We start from the raw sequence: 18,805 nt of genomic DNA, 5'->3' as shown, positions 1-18,805 counted from the left end.
TCTTTAAATAATGCTTGTATAAGGGGTGGTTTCTTTTCTATATTAGGAACCTACTATTTTTTTACCTACCTTTGCACCACAATACACGCCGAGACTCCGTTTGGTCTCATTTTTTGGCAAAAAGGCACTTCTCAAGCAAACCTCTGTGCGGATTCCCGCAACGAAATCTTGATAAATGACGAATACCCTAGGGCAGGTGTATTGTCTTTATATATCACACTATCAAAAATTAATGGAAAGAATTAAATTCCAGGAGCTTCCGTTGTCGGAAGAAATCCAGCGTGCTATCGTGGACTTAGGCTACGAAGAGGCTTCCCCTATCCAAACTGCCGCCATTCCTGTCTTATTGGAAGGCCGCGACGTAATCGGACAAGCCCAAACCGGTACCGGCAAAACTGCCGCTTTTGCGATCCCTACAATAGAAGGTATTGACCCTAACAACCGCGAGGTGCAGGCGTTGATCCTTTGCCCAACGCGTGAGTTGGCCATTCAGGTATCAGAAGAGATTCAGAAACTAGTTAAATACAAAAAAGGCATCAGCGTAGTGCCTATCTATGGTGGTCAGCCTTATGAGCGCCAATTACGCGCCCTAAAGCAAGGGGTACAGATCGTGATCGGAACACCCGGCCGCGTAATGGACCACATTGAAAGAGGAACTCTTCGTCTGGAAACCACTAAAACCATCATTTTAGATGAGGCCGACGAAATGTTGGACATGGGTTTCAGAGAAGACATTGAGTTTGTTCTAACTAAAATGCCTGAAGACCGCCAGACGGTATTCTTCTCGGCTACTATGAGCAAGCCCATCATGGAGCTGACGCGTAAGTACCAGACCAATCCTGAGATTGTGAAGGTAACCCAGCAGCAGCTGACCGTGAACAACATTGAGCAGATCTACTTTGAAGTACGCAGCGGCGGCAAGATGGAAGTAACCACTCGCCTGATTGACATGTACAATTTCAAAGTGGTGATCATCTTCTGTAATACCAAACGCATGGTAGACGAACTGGTGAGCAACCTACAGGCCCGCGGCTATTTTGCTGATGGTTTGCACGGTGACCTTAACCAGAACCAGCGTACCAACGTGATGAACAAGTTCAAAGCCGGTACCCTGGAGATCTTAGTAGCGACTGACGTTGCTGCCCGCGGTATTGACGTAGACAACGTAGAAGCGGTGATCAATTATGACCTTCCGCAGGACGATGAAAGCTACGTACACCGTATTGGCCGTACTGGCCGTGCTGGTAAATCTGGTAAAGCATTCTCTTTCGTGGCTGGACGTGACTTGTACAAATTGCGGGATATTGAGCGCTTCACAAAAGCAAAAATCATCCGTCAGAACGTACCTACTTATGAAGACGTAGCCGAAGTTCGTACCACGTTGGTATTGGATCAGGTGAAAGAAGTCATCCAAAAAGGTGGCCTGGCCAAGCACGTGCTTAAAATTGAGCGTTTGGTAGACCAGGATTTCACAACCATTGACATTGCAGCCGCTTTGTTGAAATTGGTGATGAAAGACACCAAAGCCAAGGAGAAAAGTGCCGAGGCTGGTGAAGCCAAAGGTGGTCCTAAGCCAGGTTTTGACCGTTTGTTCGTGACCTTAGGCAAGAAAGACCGTCTGCATCCGAAAGATCTGGTTGATATTCTTACCACCCACACCAGCATCCCTGGTGGCAAAGTAGGAGACATTGACCTGTATGACCGGTTCAGCTTCATTGAAGTGCCTACTGACTATACCTCTGAGATTTTAGAGCGCTTGGCTGTAACAGAAATTAACGGCATGACCGTGAAGTTCCAGAAAGCTGAGAAGAAAAACATGGACCCTGCTGAAGGTGGTCGTGAGTTGCAGGAACTGGAAGATCGTCCTAGAAAGAAATTCTACGATGGACCGTTCAACAACAACCGTGGCGGTGGCGACAGAGACCGTGGTGGAGACAGAGGTCCTAGCCGTGGTGGTTACGGTGGAGACCGTGACCGTGGCGGTGACAGAGGAGGCCGTTCTTACGGCGGCGACAGAGACCGTGGTGGTGACCGTGGAGGCAGAGCCTTTGGTGGTGGCGACCGTGGTGGAAGAAGCTTCGGTGGCGGAGATCGTGACCGTGGTACCAGCGGCGGTGGCGGCTTCAGAGAAAGAAAAAGAAGAGATTTCTAAAAATTTTTTTCAAATACAACAACCTTAGCCAAAAGCACCCCGTATACATCAGGGACAGAGCTTAAAAGTTAATAAAGGGTTTAGTATCTGTTTTAAAAAATCGCGGTCCAAAAGAGACCGCGATTTTTTTTGTGCCTACCTCAACCGTTTAGGAGTTGTTTTTTAGAAAGAAGGTTGTAAAAAGGAGATAAACTTGAGCGTTTGAATCTGCTCGCGTGTAGACATTTTCTATTCACATTTCTAATATGGAAATAAAAGCTATAGAGACTGCGAACCGTGTCTTAACAAATTTGCAGAAAACAGTCTTTAAGCGGCTTTGGCATGGACGCTCGTAACCTGCTTTCACTACGAGGTCTTTGTAGCAGGCTGTATTACGGTAGATGTGTAACAGCTAGGCGTGGACGTGCAGGTGTAAACATCCCCCTTCGCCCCCTTCAAAGGGGGAGTATCAACTAGAGTAGTTTGAGGCTTTCGCCTCATTGCAGTTTCAAACTGCAGGTCATTGTAGGTCCAAGTCACAGACTTGAACCATGTTCTCTTGCATGTAAACTTGTACCATGTTATTCCAGCGACCATGTATTTCAGGAACAAAGCCCACGAATCCCCCTTTTACAGCCTTTCGCTTGAGCGCCTAGAGGTTTGCGGTGGCGGGCAGCGCCCGTCTGCATATGCTTTAGCCGAAGGCAGCGGAACTCACAGCGCGAGAGGGGAAGGCGGTGCCTCGCGGCCGAGAGCGCTTACCGCCGATATGAAACAACAGAGCTAATGTGCCAACTCAACAACCATCTACTTCAAGGGAAAAGCTGATTATATATAATCAGCCCACAAGACGAATAAACTTATTAAGTTATTTGAGCCATAGCTTTCCCCGCTAAATACCCCCCCGTCCAAGCAGCCTGAAAGTTAAATCCTCCCGTAATCCCATCTATATCTACTACTTCCCCAGCAAAGAACAAGCCTGGTACAATCCGGCTTTCCATCCGCTCCAGGTAAAGCTCCTCTAGTTTGATACCGCCACAGGTGACAAATTCCTCTTTGAAGGTAGTTTTTCCTTTTACTTCAAACGGGGTTCTGATCAACAGCTCAATTAATTTGTTTTGGGCCTTACCTGGTAATTCAGCCCATTTGACAGACTCCGGCACTTCGGCTAATTCACACAAACGCTGCCAAAGTCGGGTTGGAAGTTGAAACAGAGGATTGGTAAACACAGTCTTACGGGGAGAAGATTGGCGTTGCTGAAGAAGTTGTTGCCGAACGTGGTCTTCTGTTACATCAGGTACCCAGTTCACCAAGGCTGTGCCGTTATATCCTAACCCGAACATCAGTTTAGCACCCCAAGCGGAGAACCGCAGTACCGCCGGACCACTTAAACCCCAGTGGGTAATCAGCAAAGGGCCTTCTGTTTCCAGCTTTTGGCCCGTCAATTTAACTTTGGCCTTAGGTACCGAAATGCCCTGTAAATCTTTGAAAGGTGAGCCAGGCACATTCAACGTGAACAAAGAGGGAACCGGTACATCAATGGAGTGCCCTAAGGTTTGAAGCCACTCGTAATTTTCTGGTTTCGCATTGCCCCCCGTAGAAACCAGAACTTTATTAGCATAGATAGTTTCGCCATTGCTCAATACCAGCTTGAATCGTTCTGGAGTAGGGGCTTCCTTCTGGACTTCAATGGCATTGACACCAAGACTTGTTTTGATTTCTACGCCTGCGTTGCGGGCTGCCTGAAGCAAGCATTCTACAATGGTTTCTGAGGAGTTGGAGAGAGGAAACATACGCCCGTCCGCCTCCGTTTTTAGCTTAACCCCACGCTTCTCAAACCAAGCCACCGTATCATTCGCCCCAAAGAGCGGGAGCAGTTTCTTGAGGGCTTTCTGCCCACGCGGATAGTGGTGCGAGAAAGCCAGCGGTTGAAAGCAAGCATGCGTCACATTGCAGCGACCTCCACCAGATACTCTTACCTTAGACAGCAACTTAGAGGTCTTTTCCAGTAGTAGTACTTTCAGGTGAGGGTTTGCTTCAGCACACGTAATGGCGCCAAAAAATCCGGCCGCGCCTCCTCCAATTACAACTACTGTCTCTTGCATCTGTATTAAGCTTAATTCTACAAAAATACGCAAAAAACAAGTGCTAATCAGGTAAGCAGATCTAAAAGCCAGAGGAGGTGAGGCACTCCAATGGGTCTGGGTAAAAGAAGGTGTACTTCAGTTCCTGCTGAATTAAGTCACTGTTGATGATCTTAAATTTAGCTTCCCCTTGTGGAGCAAAAGCAGGTGGAGTTAATATCATTTGTTGGGCAGCGGTGGTGTAGAATTCCTTTCTGGTAGGATGTTCCGGGGCGCATGCGTTGAAAGTGAACCCCCATTTTTCCTGCAGAATGATCTCTTTCAGCAAACCTATGCAATCTGATAAGTGAATCATGTTTACCGGTCCTTTGGGTTGCGGAACATTGGTTTTGCCTGCCAAGAAGCGCCCGGGGTGGCGGTTGTCTCCCATCAGCCCTCCAAAACGAACGACAGTAGCAGATAACCCAGGTTTATGCTGTACCAGGTGCTCGCACCGTAACAGAAGGATGGGGCTTTCTGCTACTGCATGGGCATCTTCCTCTTTAACTTCCCGGTTAAGGTCAGGGTACACGGAAGTAGAAGAAACAAAAAGAAGGTATTGCAAAGTAGCTGGACTAGCTTCCAGTACTGTTTGAAGTATCTGCTCATAAGAGATTGTAGAAGAGGCTGATCTGGAGGGAGGAAGGTTAAAGATGAGTACATCAGCGTTTAGAAATTCAGCTAACGTTGTATTAGAGGTTTTTTCCGGAAAAGAGAGTAGAAACGGTTCTATGCCTTTAGCTTGGAGAAGAGGCACTTTCTCTGGAGTGGTGGTAGAGCCTTTCACCTGAAAGTCTGCCTGGACAAGTTCCTGAGCCAAGGGCAGCCCTAGCAACCCGCATCCTAATACACTGATCGTTTTGTTCCTCATTTCGCAAAGAACGCCTGAATTATCTGGCACCGCAACAAAACCCCTTCAATTTGGTTCAAGCACTACATGGAAACACAACGGGTACAGGTAGCCGTCATCGGATCTGGATTTGGAGGCTTGACTGCGGCAGCTTTACTGGCTAAAACTGGCATGCAGGTGGCGGTTCTGGAGCAAAACAACTATCCGGGAGGGTGTGCCTCTTCCTACAAGCGGAAAGGGTACTGGTTTGAAACGGGTGCGACCACATTGGTGGGGTTGGATGAAGACATGCCGGTCCGTTACTTACTGGAAAAAACAGGAATGCAGCTTCCCCTTCTCAAACTGGAGACCCCCATGCAGGTGCGGTTAACAGACGGCACTTTGATCACCCGTTACCCTAAACTGGAGGACTGGATACAAGAGGCAGAGCGGGTGTTCGGGAAGCAAGGACAGCGGCAATTTTGGGAGGCTTGTTTTGAAATCAGCCAGAAAGTATGGCGCACCTCCTTACAGCAGGTAAGTTTTCCATTCGGTTCTATTTCTGACCTTTGGCAGGCGGCAAAGTCGGTGAAGGTGGAGCAACTTAGTTTGGTACCATTGGCCTTTCAGAACATGAAAGACTTTATGACTACTCATGGTTTGCTGCAAAATGAGCGCTTTGTCTCTTTTGTTGACCAGCAGTTGCTGATCACCGCGCAGAATGTACATCCCGAAGTGAATGTTTTGTTTGGAGCCACAGCTCTGTGCTACACTTTGTATGGAAACTACTATGTGCCTGGGGGACTTCGGCAGTTAGGGAAAAGCGTTGCTTCTTACCTGGAGGAGCAAGGGTCCCAAATGATGTACCGCAGGTTGGTAAAGCAAATTACCCCTGTCTCTGAAGGAGGTTATCAGATTGACACCGACAAAGGGCTTGTGCAGGCGGAATACATCATATTTGGTTTGCCCCTAAACAACGTCTCTTCCTTGTTCAACGACCTGAAAACAAAACAAAGCCTGCAGAAGTATTTGCTTCCTGCTGATCAGGTGAATGGAGCTGTCACGTGGGGTATTGTGTTTGAACGTTCTACTTCCACACCCACGGTGTTGCACCACCAGTTACATGTGCCTGGCGGAGTTCCTTACATTCAGAGTGAAAGCGTCTTTGTAAGCTTGAGTCATCCGGAAGATGAACTGAGAGCGCCAGATGGAATGTGCGTGGCTTCGGTGAGTACCCATGTACTCCATCCAAAGAAGAACTGGATAGAGCAGAAGAAAGTACTGGAGCAATGGGCCGTTAAATTTCTGGCTGGCCAGGGATTCTTTAAGGAAGCACAAGTAAAGTTTGTACAAGCTGCTACCCCAGGTGCCTGGATTGAGTGGACTGGCCGGGAGTGGGGTCAGGTAGGTGGGTACCCGCAGTACCAGCGAATCAAACCTTGGCAAATGAAAGATGCCCGGTTAGACGGCAGGAAAGCTTACCTCTGCGGAGATACTGTATATCCCGGGCAGGGGATTCCCGGGGTTTGCCTGAGTGGCATCATTGCCGCAAACAAATTGTTGCGAGATCACTTCAAGGAAGGCCTTGAAAGACTACACCATTGATTCTGCGGTTAAGTCAGAATAGGCCTCCTCAGGTTTCTCTACCTGGTACGCTGGCACGGTAAAGTGGAATTGGCTACCTACTCCAATTTCACTGTCTACCCAAATCTCCCCACCATTCCGTTCAATAAATTCTTTACAAAGCATGAGTCCTAGACCATTGCCTTTCTCATTAGCAGTACCTCTTTCTTTGAAGTTATTGGCCCCGAATAGCTTTAACTGGTTTGCCGGACTAATTCCTATCCCACAGTCTTTCACAGTGACTACCAACTGTTCTTCGCTTAATTGGTCTGCCATAACTTCTACTACCGCACCCTCATGGCAGAACTTGATGGAGTTTGTCATCAGGTTCCGGAAGACCAACTTTAGCGTTTCTGCATCTACTAAGGCATACAACTGTTCGGGAATATTGTTCTCCAGGGTTATACCTTTCTTCTGTGCCTGTGGCAGTAATAATTGAATATTCTGGTCTACCAGATCCCGCAATTGGAGCGGCTCCGGCTCTAAGCTCACCCCCTTCATCTGTATTTTAGCCCATACCAGCAGGTTGTCCAGCAACCCTAGGGTATTCTGGTGCTGGGTATCCAGTTCTTTTACAAAGCGGTCCAGTTTCTCCTGCGGCAATTTCCCCATTGCAATTAACTGGAGTAAAGATTGTAGCGAAATCAAAGGGCTGCGCAAGTCATGGGCTATGATAGAGAAAAGCAGGTCTTTCTGGTGGTTTATCTTTTCCAATTCTTCTTTCTGCAGATGAATGTTCTGGTTTTTCTCTAGTATCACCTGGTTGAATTGGGAAAGTTGTTCATTAGCCATTTTTGCCCGTCTCCTTCCTTTATAAGAAACAAAGGCCAACGCCAAAGCCATTAATAACAGAATACCAGTGGCATATTGAATTAGCTCTTTTTGAACCAGCTTTTCTTTTTGGAGTTCCTGTTCTATTCGGAGCTGGTTGTTTTCCGCTTCTTTCTTTTCCAACTCATATTTGGCGTGCATCTCGGCCTGAGCCTCGCTTTGCTGCCGGCTCAAAAGGCTGTCTTTGTAGACATTGTGCAGCATGAGGTAGCTGTGTGCCTGCTGGTAGTCACTCTGTGCGAGGTAGATTTTGTTTAAAAGGAGAGAGGCTTCCTTTACTCCTTCAGGAGATGGTACCTGCTGCGAAATATGCAGGCTTTTCTTTGCTTCTGCTATTGCTTTAGCGTATTCTTTTCCCTGTAAATGAATCTGAGCCAGAGAACGGTAAATGTAAATTTTGTTTATCTCGTTTCTGATTTCTTCACTTATGGAAAGAGAATGGTTCAGGTGCGTCAAGGCTTTGTCATTTTGGCCCAGTAGAAAATAAATGTTACCCAGGTTCAGGTCATTCAAGGCCTCGTCGTACTGGTCGCCCTCGTCATTAAGCTCTTTCACCTGTAGGTAATACTTCAGGGCCTTTTCAGGGTGACCCATTAACTCATAAGTAGCCCCCAGATTATTAAGTGAGGTGCTAATGGTCTTTTTGCGGTTGATCCGTTCGCCAATTTTCAGGGCTTTATCAAAAAAGGCAATAGAAGTCTGATAATTTTCCTGCTCCCGGTGAATGTTGCCTAACGCATTGTAGCTAGACGCCACTCCTATAGAATCGCGCAACTGTTCCCGTATTTTGAGGGCTTTGTAAGTAAACTCAGAAGCTTTTATGAGGTTGTTAAGCCAGTAGTGCCCAATGCTAATGTTATTGTAGGCAGCACTTAGTTGTTTCTGGTCCTTTAACTGGGTAGCAAGATCAGCCGCTTTTTGCCCGTATAACACTGCCTGTTTTGGGTCTACCTCCCGATAGTATTCACTGATAAGGTTGAAGAGCTCTACTTTCTTTTGGGGAGAAGAAGCACGCTTAAGTTCCTGCATGAGCACTACAGGGGTACGGCCCAGAAGAGGAAATGCCGTCAGACCAAGCCAGAATAAAAGAAAGTATAATTTTTTCATACTATCACAGATGGCAATTTGACCCTAAAGCATTCTGCGCGTAGATTACCCAATCCAAAGGATTTCAGAAATACTCATAATTGAGTATTTAGAGGTCGTTTTAAAATTTTATATTAAATCTTTGATTTATTTCTAAATATATTGCTTTTCAAGTAGAAACAGAAGCAATTTATCTTCAATCTCTTACAAAAATCTTTAAAACAATGGCTGCATATACAGAACCCATGTTGCGCGACGGTGCACTGAACGGAAAAACCATCATTATCACCGGAGGTGGAACGGGATTAGGCAAATCCATGGGAATCTATTTCCTGCAATTAGGGGCCAACCTGGTGATCACGAGTCGCAAAATGGATGTTCTGGAGAAAGCAGCCCTAGAGATGGCCGAGAAAACAGGTGGCCAGGTGTTACCTGTAGCCTGCGATGTACGAAAGCCACTGGAAGTAGAAGCCATGCTAAAAGCCACTTTGAATAGGTTTGGGGCTGTACACGGCTTGTTGAATAATGCGGCGGGTAATTTCATCAGCCCCACAGAGCGATTGTCTCCTAAGGCGTTTGATGTAATCGTGGATATCGTATTGAAGGGCAGCTATAATTGCACCCTTACCTTAGGCAAACATTGGATTGACTTGCAGCAGCCAGGCACTATCCTGAACATAGTAACTACCTATGCCTGGACCGGCTCCGGGTATGTGGTACCCTCGGCAACGGCTAAGGCTGGAGTATTGGCAATGACAAGGTCTTTGGCGGCAGAGTGGGCCAAATACGGCATACGGTCCAACGCCATTGCGCCGGGTCCTTTCCCTACCGAAGGTGCCTGGAGCCGGCTTTTCCCTGAGGCACTGGCGAAGAAATTAGACCCTTTAAACCGCATTCCGGTGAAACGGTACGGCGAGCACCAGGAGCTGGCCAATTTAGCAGCGTACCTTATCTCAGACTATTCTGCCTACGTGAACGGGGAAGTAGTCACCATTGATGGAGGCGAATGGCTTTACGGCGGCGGTGAATTCAATTACCTGGATCAGGTTCCGCATGAGATGTGGGATACCATTGAAGACATGGTGCGCGGAAAGAAGCCTAATACAAAAGGGTAGTTTATGTCTACACATGTAGGCTCCGTAGCTATCTATCCATCAACATGGTACATGTTCTAGTTTTCGCAGGACTATACCCAATGCATGGGCAGTGATAAAAACCCGGGAGTTGCTTGGCTGAAACCTGGGGCTATTCTTGGCAAAATGCGAAAAAGGATTCATGTTAATAGAAAACACTTAAGGCACAACATTTCACCTGTAAAACAGTGATGCTCCGTTTGATGGCTGTTTTTGTAAAAACAGCCATCAAACGGAGCATCAAACACTTAGCCAAGGAACTTGCTTCCAGATACCTTTTTATTTATGAGTACCTAGGAGTGGCCTACCGCTACTGAGCCTTCTTCCCATACTTGGAACTTTTGGAGTTCTTCCTGGAATGCCGAGATAAACCAAGCCATTAAGCTAATGTCATCAGCAAAGCCAATGATGGGAATAAAATCTGGTACCAGGTCCAACGGGGTAACAATGTACAATAACACCGCTACACCCAGTAGCATAGATTTGGTGTTTACCTCGCGATAAGTTCCGTTGTAATATGCTTTCACTAAACGGATGAGGCGGTACATGATGTCTTTTAGTTGGTCAAAACCGCTTTCATTGCTGTTGGCGTCTTTCAACTTTTCATAGGCAGTGGTCAGGAGCAAGCCTACTTTAACGGGCTTTTTCATGATACCAGAAGCCCTTGATATAATGAAGTTGAAAAAAGCATTTTTAGAGATTTTCAACCCTTTCTCTGCAAGTGAACTCATATGTTTATGTAATTAAGTCTTTGTGTTAGCAGCGTATACGCGAGCACCCATGGTCTGGATATATACCCGTTGTTTTTAGAGCTTTTCCAAAAAAAAAGAAAGCAGGACATAGTACACAATAAATAAAAAAGTATATATTTATTTTACTATTTAACCTGAGAAGGTTTTATCTTTGAAGGACAGGGGTGTTACGCGGGAGGGTGTATGCTGAAATACAGCATGTTCCACTTAAAGTGTTAGTTTACGAAGGTAAGTTCACCTAAATGCCAGACTCAAATGAAAAAGTATCTTACCCTTTTTCTGTTTTGGAATTTCTTTTTGATGTCGACAGACACCCAAGCCCAAGTGAGGAATTTGCCCTTTGTTGAAGGCCAACTTAATTCTACTGGAGATCATCACCGCCTAAGGATTTTCCAAACTGATGCAGTCGGTGACAAGGAGGCTCTGACTGCATTATATGAACCTTATTCCGGTTCACAACCTCAGTAATACTTCAGTAAACAGGTAACAACACGTCTTAAATCTTGAATAAGGAACACAGGTTTTACAAACCCTACAAGCAGGAGTAGGGCGAGACCATTCTTTTCACCGCTGCTCAGTTCTGATAGCTTTTTCAGGCTTTCTTGGGTGTATCTCCGTTACGTACATTTGGTATTTAGCCCCAGCCTTGCGTACTTCGGTTCTTCTTCTAAATCCATTTTGTATGATCCCAAAGCCGCAACCCACGGAATACAATGCCTATTATCAACCGTATGTCCAGAGTGTCCCAGAGGGGACAGATGTGTTGGAGTTTCTGCAAAAACAGCGGTATGAGGTAATCCAGCTTTTTGGAAGGGTAAGTGATGGAGAAGCAGACTTTGCCTATGCACCGGGTAAGTGGTCCATCAAAGAACTTTTGGGGCACATGAATGATACAGAGCGCATCATGGCATACCGAGCCTTGTGCATAGCCCGCGGAGAGCAGAACACCCTGCCCGGCTTTGATGAGAATGACTATGTCGCGAATGCCTTCTTTCAGGAACGAACGGTAGGCGGACTGCTGGAAGAACACCAGGTGGTTCGGGAATCTACCATAGCTTTGTTTGACTCCATGGCACCTGCTGCCTTTACGAGAGTTGGTAACGCCAACGGCAGCCCTGTATCGGTAGCTGCCCTGGCGTTTATCATTGCCGGACACGAGCGCCATCACTTAAACATTTTGAAAGAGCGGTACTTGGCTAAGCTTTAATTACTTGTTAGTTGCTGATTGCTTTTCTTTTATTGTTTAATAAACCAGAATCCCTTTTGGGGCCTTTTTCTAGAAAACGGCCCCAAAAGGGATTCTGGTTTTAACTCCGATAATCATCAACAATCAGCACCTAACAATCACTTCTATAGCAATTCATTAGCCAGGTTGGCCAGCTCTGAACGTTCGCCGCGTTGAAGGGTCACGTGCGCGTAAAGAGGGTGATTTTTGACTTTGTCTATGAGGTAGGATAAGCCATTACTTTGGGTGTCAAGGTAGGGCGTATCAATCTGGTAGATATCACCGGTGAAGATGATTTTGGTGTTCTCACCAGCCCTGGAGATAATGGTTTTGATCTCATGGGGCGTTAGGTTCTGGGCCTCGTCTACAATAAATATGATGTTAGACAAACTCCGTCCCCTAATGTAAGCCAACGGGGTGATCACCAACCTATCATCATCCACCATTTCTTTGATGCGGTTGCTTTCGCGGCTGTGCTCTGGAAACTGGTTCTGGATGAATTTCAAGTTGTCCCAGAGCGGCTCCATGTACGGACCAATCTTTGAGTTCACGTCGCCGGGCAAGAACCCGAGGTCGCGGTTGCTAAGCGGGATGATAGGACGAGCCAAATAGATCTGCCGGTAGGTTTCGCGCTGCTCCAGGGCACCAGCCAAAGCAAGTAAGGTCTTACCGGTACCTGCCACTCCCTGGATAGAAACTAGCTTAATGTCCGGGTGCAGAATAGCGTGTAAGGCAAAGGTCTGCTCGGCATTACGGGGTTTTACACCCACGGCATGTGGCTTGTCTACCCGTTCCAGTATTCTTTCCTGGGGATTATAATAGGCTAGTGCAGAGGATTTAGTGCTTTTCAGGATGAAGTAATGGTTGTCTGACGGCGGGTTGGGCAGGGCTTCCTCTACCGGGCACTCGCCTTGCTCATACAGCTTCGCAATAACGGATTGCGGTATGTCCTCTACTACATCATTGCCCCGGTACAGGTTGGTCACGTTCTGGATTTTACCTGTCTCATAATCTTCGGCAGATAAGTTCAGAGCCCGTGCCTTCAGGCGGAGGTTGATGTCCTTCGTTACCAATGTTACCCGGTGATCGGGCATTTCATGTTGCAGAGAAAGGGTGGCATTCAGGATCTTGTGGTCGGCTTTGTCTTCGTTGAAGATCTTCTCGGCGTCAATGGGCGAACCATTCCCCATCAAAACCTTGAAGCGTCCCTTGTTTGAGCCCTCCAGCGGGATCCAGGTTTGAAGCATATGCTCTGCCGAAAGATTGTCTATGTACCGGATGAACTCCCTTGCCTCAAAGTTCTTGATATCATTTCCTTTCTTGAAGTTGTCCAGCTCTTCCAGAACGGTGATAGGAATGGCTACATCATGCTCCCCAAAATGCTCTATGGCGCTGTGGTCATAGAGAATCACAGAAGTATCCAGCACGAAGGCTTTTTTTACTTTTTGCGCATCGGCCGTGGGCTTGGCGGCACGCTTACGGGGTTTGGTTGTTGTCTGCACACGAAAGGGGTTATAGAGTGAACATTTTCCTCTACTAAGAGGCGCATCATCAATACCTAAGATGGTAAATATTTCGTTTTTAATACTACATTCTCCTATTAAAATTTAGAGGGAAATGCTCACTTCCTTGTGCTTCATAAAACGCTGCTTATTTCAATGGAAACACCATACAAACTTTCTTTCAAGAAGAAGAGAAACTGGCTTTGGATACCAGTATTAACCTTGTTCTTGGGGGTTTCTTCCCCCGCCCAGGCGTGGCCTTGGCAATGGAACCGGTTTGACAAAAAAGAGTTTAAAACCGGCCGCTGGCGCACGTTCCATGATGCTGACTCAAAGGTGCTGCATTACAAGGGAAGGTACCGCCACGGAAAAGAGGTAGGCTCCTGGAAAACCTACACGGCAGACGGGAAGCTGTACTTCACTGAGAAGATACGTCGGCGAAAGGAAAGCATTAAAACGGTCTATTATCATCCTAACGGGAAGGTATCGCACAGAGGAACCGCTTTTTTGAAAGATGCCGAACACGGCGGCGTACATTTCTACTGGGACGGCGACTGGGAGTACTTTGATGAATCTGGAAAGCCCATTGGCATCAAGAAATTTGTGAAGGGGGAGCCTTCCACCAAAGATCCTGTGCCCCGGCAATAAAGGAAAACGGAAAACCAGAAGAACCTTCTAAATTATTCAATTGACTTTTGTCGTTATGTAACTGTTTTTACCAAAGCAAATGAAAAGTAGAATCTTGTTAGTTGTGGTGGGAAGTTGGCTGCTCTTCCCTCAACTTTCTTCAGGAACTGACTGGCCTTGGCAATGGAACAAAACAGACAAAGATGGTAACCGGAAAGGCAAATGGCGTTCCTTCTATGATCACAAACCCGCTCAACTCATGTACAAGGGCCGGTACAGGAAAGGCCGTGAACACGGCACCTGGAAAACCTATTCAGACAATGGCATGCTGGAAAGGCTAGAGATATACGATCCTAAGAACAAGCGCATCAGGACTACCTTTTACCACCCCAACGGAAAAGTGTCGCATGAGGGAATGGCGTTCCTGTTTGAAGAAAAGAGCCTCCTGATGTACAAGTGGCATGGTGACTGGAACTACTATGATTCCACTGGCACCTGGCGCGGATGGAAATCTTTCAACCGCGGCAAAGCCCTTTCTGCTGAACCCATACTAACAAAGAAACCAGCAACAGAATAGATAATAATGCTTGCACCCCGGAAAGTGGAAAGGATACACCTTTACTTAATCTACCAGAAAAAAAGAAGGCAATGGGCTGTGAAGGCGTTTTTTAGAAAATACCCTAATAACAACAGATCTTATAAAAAGAGAAGGCCAAGCACATGTGCTTGGCCTTCTCTTTTTATAAGATCTGTCTACTTATTGACGCTCACTGATAGAAGTGTAGTCACGCTCTGTAGCACCAGTGTACACCTGACGTGGACGGCCGATTGGTTCTTTGGCTTCACGCATCTCTTTCCACTGAGCAATCCACCCTGGGAGACGACCTAAGGCGAACATCACCGTGAACATCTCAGTTGGGATACCAATGGCGCGGTAAATGATACCAGAGTAGAAATCTACGTTAGGGTACAGCTTGCGCTCTACAAAGTAAGGATCAGTCAGGGCGGCTTGCTCCAGTTCCATCGCGATGTTCAGGATCGGGTCATTGATGCCAAGGGCGGTCAATACTTCGTCAGCAGTTTTCTTGATGATGGTAGCGCGTGGGTCAAAGTTTTTGTACACGCGGTGACCGAAGCCCATCAGACGGAAAGGATCGTTCTTGTCTTTCGCTTTTTCAATGTATTTCTTAGAGTCACCTCCATCGGCTTTGATGGCTTCCAGCATCTCAATAACCGCTTGGTTGGCACCACCGTGTAATGGTCCCCAAAGGGCGCTGATACCAGCTGAAACAGAAGAATACAAGCTGGCGTGGGCAGATCCTACCAAACGCACGGTAGAGGTAGAGCAGTTCTGCTCATGGTCTGCGTGCAGAATCAACAGCTTGTTCAACGCGTCAACTACCACCGGATTGATCTCATACTCTTCAGTAGGGTATGCGAACATCATGTGCAGGAAGTTAGAGCAGTAGTCCAGCTTGTTTTTAGGGTAGTTCACCGGATGCCCCATAGAGTTCTTGTAAGACCAGGCCGCAATGGTAGAAAGTTTCGCCATTAACCTTATGATGGAAAGGTCTACTTCTTCTTTGGTCTGGTTTGATTTAAGAGACTCTGGGTAGAAGGCGGTAAGAGAGCTCACTAAGGCAGAAAGAATGCCCATTGGGTGCGCCGCAGACGGAAAACCGTCTAAAATCTTCCGCATGTCTTCGTTTACAAGCGTATGGATTTTGATCTCATTTGCGAAGAAGTCTAATTCAGCCTGAGAAGGGAGCTTGCCATAGATCAATAAATACGCTACTTCTATAAAGGAAGACTTTTCTGCCAACTGCTCTATTGGGTACCCTCTGTACCGCAAAATACCTTCCTCGCCGTCCAAAAACGTGATGGCACTTTCAGTAGCACCTGTGTTTTTGTAGCCCGAGTCAAGGGTTATATAACCGGTTTGCGCGCGTAAAGCATTGATATCAATGGCCTTCTCGTTCTCGGCACCCGTCACAATGGGGAGCTGGTACGATTTGCCCTCAAGAATTAGTTCAGCAAAATCAGACATATTACTTCTTTAAGTTTGTTTAGTTAGGTTATAGCGCCTTGCGGCGAAGTTAGCCAAAAGAGGCATAAAATGAAAAGTGTTATGCAGAACCTACTTGTTTCTGTAGGTGCCCGTTTGCACACTTTTTGCCCAAAAAATTGCACAACCAGAGCTGCTGCTTCAGGAGGTGAAAATATGAAAAGGCAATATAGTAGTTAACAGGTTACGTCAACTTTACAGGTTATAAAAACCTTGAAAGAAAGTTGCTCTTTACAGGGAGAAACAAGGATTCTTTACACAGGTTTTTTTATTAATACTTTCTTTTATGCCATCTTTTTACGGCAAGGTAGTACGGAAGCGCCAAATTTTAAAATTGGTAAACAAACAACAGTTAGGAAATTTTCATTAACATAATCATAAATAAAAGCGATTTTAATTAAAATATGTAAATAAAAGAAAGGTATGATAAAAGTTTCGCAAACTTCTCAATAAAGTTTTGAAGATATTGTAATAATTCCTAAGATTGATGAATTGCCTTGCTCTTATCACCCATACTAATACAACAAAGAAAAATGGAAGTACAAGAAAAAACTGCCCCTGTGACGCAGGATTCTCTACGCAGAATCTTCGTTTCTTCGTCAGAGGTACCAGCTGAGTACGCTCTGGCAGGGGAGCTGCACCAACGGGAGTACCTCTCCAACGGGTTCATGAAAGAATGGGCGGGCGCTTCGCACGAAGTGTACTCGCCGGTTGCACTGGCCCAGCCAGACGGGACCTATGCCCGCAAGCTGATAGGCACTTATCCGGTGTGCACCGAGAAGGAAGCCTTAGAAGCACTGGACGCAGCTGTGACTGCTTACGACAATGGCCGGGGCGCCTGGCCTACCATGGGCGTAGACGGACGCATCCGCTGCGTGGAGCACTTCACCCAGAAGATGATCGCGCAGAAAGACCAGGTGGTGAAGCTCATTATGTGGGAAATAGGGAAGTCCTTTGCTGACTCAGTCAAGGAGTTTGATCGTACCGTGGAGTACATCTACGCGACCATAGATGCCCTGAAAAACATAGATCGCCAGTCTTCCCGCTTTGAAATAGAGCAAGGCATTATCGCGCAGGTACGCCGCTCTCCACTGGGAGTAGTACTGTGTATGGGACCCTTTAACTACCCATTGAACGAGACGTTTACCACGCTCATCCCGGCGCTCATCATGGGCAACACCATCTTGTTCAAACCACCCAAACACGGAACCTTATTGTTCTACCCGTTACTAGAGGCTTTCCGCACTTCCTTCCCGGAAGGCGTGGTGAATACCATCTACGGCCGTGGACATGCCATTGTACCGGCTTTAATGAAGTCTGGCCAAGTGAACGTGCTCACCCTCATTGGGTCCAGCAAAGTAGCCGATGAGTTGAAGAAACTGCACCCGAAGGTGAACCGTTTGCGCGCTATTTTAGGATTGGATGCCAAAAACGCCGCCATCATCACGCAGAACGCTGACCTAAAACTATCAGTTGAAGAGACGGTACTTGGATCGCTATCTTTCAATGGGCAGCGTTGTACGGCCCTTAAGATCATCTTCGTGCACCGCAGCAAGGTAGATGCGTTTTTAGAGGGATTAACCCAAGCCGTAGCTAAACTGAAGTTCGGCATGCCATGGGAGAAAGGAGTGGCCCTTACGCCGCTGCCAGAGCCTCACAAACCTGCTTACCTCAAAGAGTGCATTGATGATGCCCTGGCTCATGGAGCTCAGGTGGTGAACCCAGGCGGAGGAACCGCCTTTGAGTCGTTCGTGTACCCTGCCATTTTGTACCCGGTTAACGAGAAGATGAAACTGTACCGCGAGGAGCAGTTCGGACCAATCATTCCGGTCGTGGCCTATGATGACCTGGAGGAGCCTATCCAATACCTGATAGAGTCCACCCACGGCCAGCAGGTGAGTATCTTTAGCCAGGATGCGGCTGAAGTAGCATCCCTAATTGACCCGTTGGTAAACCAGGTGAGCCGCGTAAACATCAACTGCCAGTGCCAGCGCGGACCAGATGCGTTTCCGTTCACCGGCCGTAAAGACAGCGCCGAAGGAACCCTCTCCGTAGTAGACGCCCTCAGAGCATTCTCCATCCGGTCACTAGTTGCCACCAAGTTCAACGAGAACAACAAGCAGCTCCTGAACCAGATCATTTCAGAAGAAAAGTCGACCTTCCTAAGCACGAAGTTCATTTTCTAACTGTTTTCCAGAAAACAGTTCAAAAGCCGCCACAGGGTCAATCCTGCGGCGGCTTTTTGCTTTTAAGGGGAGGCTTGTTTTAAGAAATGGTATGCTGAGTAGTGGCCATTTTCAGTGGTATCATTATGAGGCTAGCGCCTCACTGCAGTTCCAAGCTGCAGATCATTTTGGGTCCTAGTCGCAGATTTGAACCATGATGGAATAATGAACACAGTGTATCTGCAGGTGTAAACATCCCCCTTCGCCCCCTTCAAAGGGGGAGTATCAGCTAGAGTAGTTTGAGGCTTACGCCTCAATGCAGTTGCAAACTGCAGGTCATGGTAGTTCCATGTCAAAGACTTGAACCATATTTTCTGTATGAGTTTCAGAACAATGTTTTCTGCTGGAAAACTTGGAACATGTCTTCCAGCAACTTTGTTTTTCTAAAAGTCAAACCACGCTTTTCTGTTTCCAGCCTTTCGTCTGAGCGCCTAGAGGTCTACGGTGCCGGACAAAGTCCGGCAGCCGAGGCTTTAGCCGAAGGCAGTGGAACTCACAGCGCGAGGGCGGAAGGCGGGGCCTCGCGGCCGTGAGCGCTTACCAGAAAAGATGCAACAACAAAGCTCATGCACCCACGTCAAAGCCATTCACTCCAAGGGAAAAGCAAACCGCATGCACAAAGTCTTTTCACAAGAAGTAAGCATAAAAAAGAG

General features: G+C 47.0%; 14 protein-coding genes. 8 read left to right on the top strand and 6 right to left on the bottom strand.

Translation table 11 applies throughout. The annotated features are described in order from the left end of the window. Window positions 1-232: 232 nt before the first annotated feature. Window positions 233-2,152: a DEAD/DEAH box helicase gene (locus DC20_RS19910; protein ID WP_062545451.1), complete on the top strand. Its 1,920-nt coding sequence runs from the start codon at window positions 233-235 to the stop codon at window positions 2,150-2,152. An 842-nt stretch (window positions 2,153-2,994) separates the two neighbouring features. On the opposite strand, the gene DC20_RS19905 is transcribed toward DC20_RS19910, so the two are convergent. Both DC20_RS19905 and DC20_RS19900 read right to left on the bottom strand, forming a co-directional pair. Then, window positions 2,995-4,236: a BaiN/RdsA family NAD(P)/FAD-dependent oxidoreductase gene (locus DC20_RS19905; protein WP_062545450.1), complete on the bottom strand. Its 1,242-nt coding sequence runs from the start codon at window positions 4,234-4,236 to the stop codon at window positions 2,995-2,997. A gap of 61 nt (window positions 4,237-4,297) precedes the next feature. Beyond that, entirely contained in the window at window positions 4,298-5,125 is an 828-nt protein-coding gene (locus DC20_RS19900; protein WP_071885515.1) for an NAD(P)-binding domain-containing protein, read from the bottom strand. A gap of 66 nt (window positions 5,126-5,191) precedes the next feature. Between DC20_RS19900 and DC20_RS19895 the strand changes: the two genes are divergently transcribed. Then, window positions 5,192-6,688, top strand: a complete 1,497-nt coding sequence (locus DC20_RS19895; protein WP_062545448.1) for a phytoene desaturase family protein — start codon at window positions 5,192-5,194, stop codon at window positions 6,686-6,688. Here DC20_RS19895 and DC20_RS19890 read toward each other — a convergent pair. After that, the gene (locus DC20_RS19890) at window positions 6,677-8,644 is read right to left on the bottom strand and encodes a tetratricopeptide repeat-containing sensor histidine kinase (RefSeq protein ID WP_062545447.1); all 1,968 of its coding nucleotides are present in this window, start codon (window positions 8,642-8,644) and stop codon (window positions 6,677-6,679) included. The genes DC20_RS19895 and DC20_RS19890 overlap by 12 nt on opposite strands. 203 nt (window positions 8,645-8,847) lie before the next feature. Between DC20_RS19890 and DC20_RS19885 the strand changes: the two genes are divergently transcribed. Continuing rightward, entirely contained in the window at window positions 8,848-9,738 is an 891-nt protein-coding gene (locus DC20_RS19885) for an SDR family oxidoreductase (RefSeq protein ID WP_062545446.1), read from the top strand. Window positions 9,739-10,049: 311 nt separating this feature from the next. On the opposite strand, the gene DC20_RS19880 is transcribed toward DC20_RS19885, so the two are convergent. Next, entirely contained in the window at window positions 10,050-10,487 is a 438-nt protein-coding gene (locus tag DC20_RS19880) for a YkvA family protein (protein ID WP_062545445.1), read from the bottom strand. Between the two features lie 276 nt (window positions 10,488-10,763). Between DC20_RS19880 and DC20_RS23125 the strand changes: the two genes are divergently transcribed. Both DC20_RS23125 and DC20_RS19870 read left to right on the top strand, forming a co-directional pair. After that, entirely contained in the window at window positions 10,764-10,976 is a 213-nt protein-coding gene (locus DC20_RS23125) for a hypothetical protein (RefSeq protein ID WP_062545444.1), read from the top strand. Between the two features lie 214 nt (window positions 10,977-11,190). After that, window positions 11,191-11,715, top strand: coding sequence for a DinB family protein (locus DC20_RS19870; RefSeq protein WP_062545443.1), 525 nt, complete (start codon window positions 11,191-11,193; stop codon window positions 11,713-11,715). A 143-nt stretch (window positions 11,716-11,858) separates the two neighbouring features. Here the strand turns inward: DC20_RS19870 and DC20_RS19865 are convergent, their stop codons facing one another. Beyond that, on the bottom strand, window positions 11,859-13,235 hold the full coding sequence (locus DC20_RS19865; protein WP_083470391.1) for a PhoH family protein: 1,377 nt from the start codon (window positions 13,233-13,235) through the stop codon (window positions 11,859-11,861). A 156-nt stretch (window positions 13,236-13,391) separates the two neighbouring features. On the opposite strand from DC20_RS19865, the gene DC20_RS19860 reads away from it, so the two are divergent. Then, window positions 13,392-13,883 carry a toxin-antitoxin system YwqK family antitoxin gene (locus DC20_RS19860; protein ID WP_062545442.1) on the top strand — a complete coding sequence of 164 codons (492 nt, stop codon included), beginning with the start codon at window positions 13,392-13,394 and terminating at the stop codon, window positions 13,881-13,883. Window positions 13,884-13,962: 79 nt separating this feature from the next. Further along, complete coding sequence (locus DC20_RS19855) at window positions 13,963-14,439, top strand: toxin-antitoxin system YwqK family antitoxin (protein WP_062545441.1); 477 nt, start codon at window positions 13,963-13,965, stop codon at window positions 14,437-14,439. Between the two features lie 180 nt (window positions 14,440-14,619). Here the strand turns inward: DC20_RS19855 and DC20_RS19850 are convergent, their stop codons facing one another. Then, complete coding sequence (locus tag DC20_RS19850) at window positions 14,620-15,909, bottom strand: citrate synthase (protein ID WP_062545440.1); 1,290 nt, start codon at window positions 15,907-15,909, stop codon at window positions 14,620-14,622. Window positions 15,910-16,460: 551 nt separating this feature from the next. On the opposite strand from DC20_RS19850, the gene DC20_RS19845 reads away from it, so the two are divergent. Continuing rightward, window positions 16,461-18,113: an NADP-dependent glyceraldehyde-3-phosphate dehydrogenase gene (locus tag DC20_RS19845; protein WP_062545439.1), complete on the top strand. Its 1,653-nt coding sequence runs from the start codon at window positions 16,461-16,463 to the stop codon at window positions 18,111-18,113. The last annotated feature ends 692 nt before the right edge of the window (window positions 18,114-18,805 follow it).

Source organism: Rufibacter tibetensis (genome assembly GCF_001310085.1).
Taxonomy (GTDB): domain Bacteria; phylum Bacteroidota; class Bacteroidia; order Cytophagales; family Hymenobacteraceae; genus Nibribacter; species Nibribacter tibetensis.
The sequence above is the reverse complement of the archived record's forward strand: the minus strand, read 5'-3'. Positions and strand labels throughout refer to the sequence as shown.

Excerpts from the sequence above, each read along its gene's own strand:
- DC20_RS19910 (WP_062545451.1), top strand. The coding sequence starts at position 233 with ATGGAAAGAATTAAATTCCAGGAGCTTCCGTTGTCGGAAGAAATCCAG.
- DC20_RS19905 (WP_062545450.1), bottom strand. The coding sequence starts at position 4,236 with ATGCAAGAGACAGTAGTTGTAATTGGAGGAGGCGCGGCCGGATTTTTT.
- DC20_RS19900 (WP_071885515.1), bottom strand. The coding sequence starts at position 5,125 with ATGAGGAACAAAACGATCAGTGTATTAGGATGCGGGTTGCTAGGGCTG.
- DC20_RS19895 (WP_062545448.1), top strand. The coding sequence starts at position 5,192 with ATGGAAACACAACGGGTACAGGTAGCCGTCATCGGATCTGGATTTGGA.
- DC20_RS19890 (WP_062545447.1), bottom strand. The coding sequence starts at position 8,644 with ATGAAAAAATTATACTTTCTTTTATTCTGGCTTGGTCTGACGGCATTT.
- DC20_RS19885 (WP_062545446.1), top strand. The coding sequence starts at position 8,848 with ATGGCTGCATATACAGAACCCATGTTGCGCGACGGTGCACTGAACGGA.
- DC20_RS19880 (WP_062545445.1), bottom strand. The coding sequence starts at position 10,487 with ATGAGTTCACTTGCAGAGAAAGGGTTGAAAATCTCTAAAAATGCTTTT.
- DC20_RS23125 (WP_062545444.1), top strand. The coding sequence starts at position 10,764 with ATGAAAAAGTATCTTACCCTTTTTCTGTTTTGGAATTTCTTTTTGATG.
- DC20_RS19870 (WP_062545443.1), top strand. The coding sequence starts at position 11,191 with ATGATCCCAAAGCCGCAACCCACGGAATACAATGCCTATTATCAACCG.
- DC20_RS19860 (WP_062545442.1), top strand. The coding sequence starts at position 13,392 with ATGGAAACACCATACAAACTTTCTTTCAAGAAGAAGAGAAACTGGCTT.
- DC20_RS19855 (WP_062545441.1), top strand. The coding sequence starts at position 13,963 with ATGAAAAGTAGAATCTTGTTAGTTGTGGTGGGAAGTTGGCTGCTCTTC.
- DC20_RS19850 (WP_062545440.1), bottom strand. The coding sequence starts at position 15,909 with ATGTCTGATTTTGCTGAACTAATTCTTGAGGGCAAATCGTACCAGCTC.
- DC20_RS19845 (WP_062545439.1), top strand. The coding sequence starts at position 16,461 with ATGGAAGTACAAGAAAAAACTGCCCCTGTGACGCAGGATTCTCTACGC.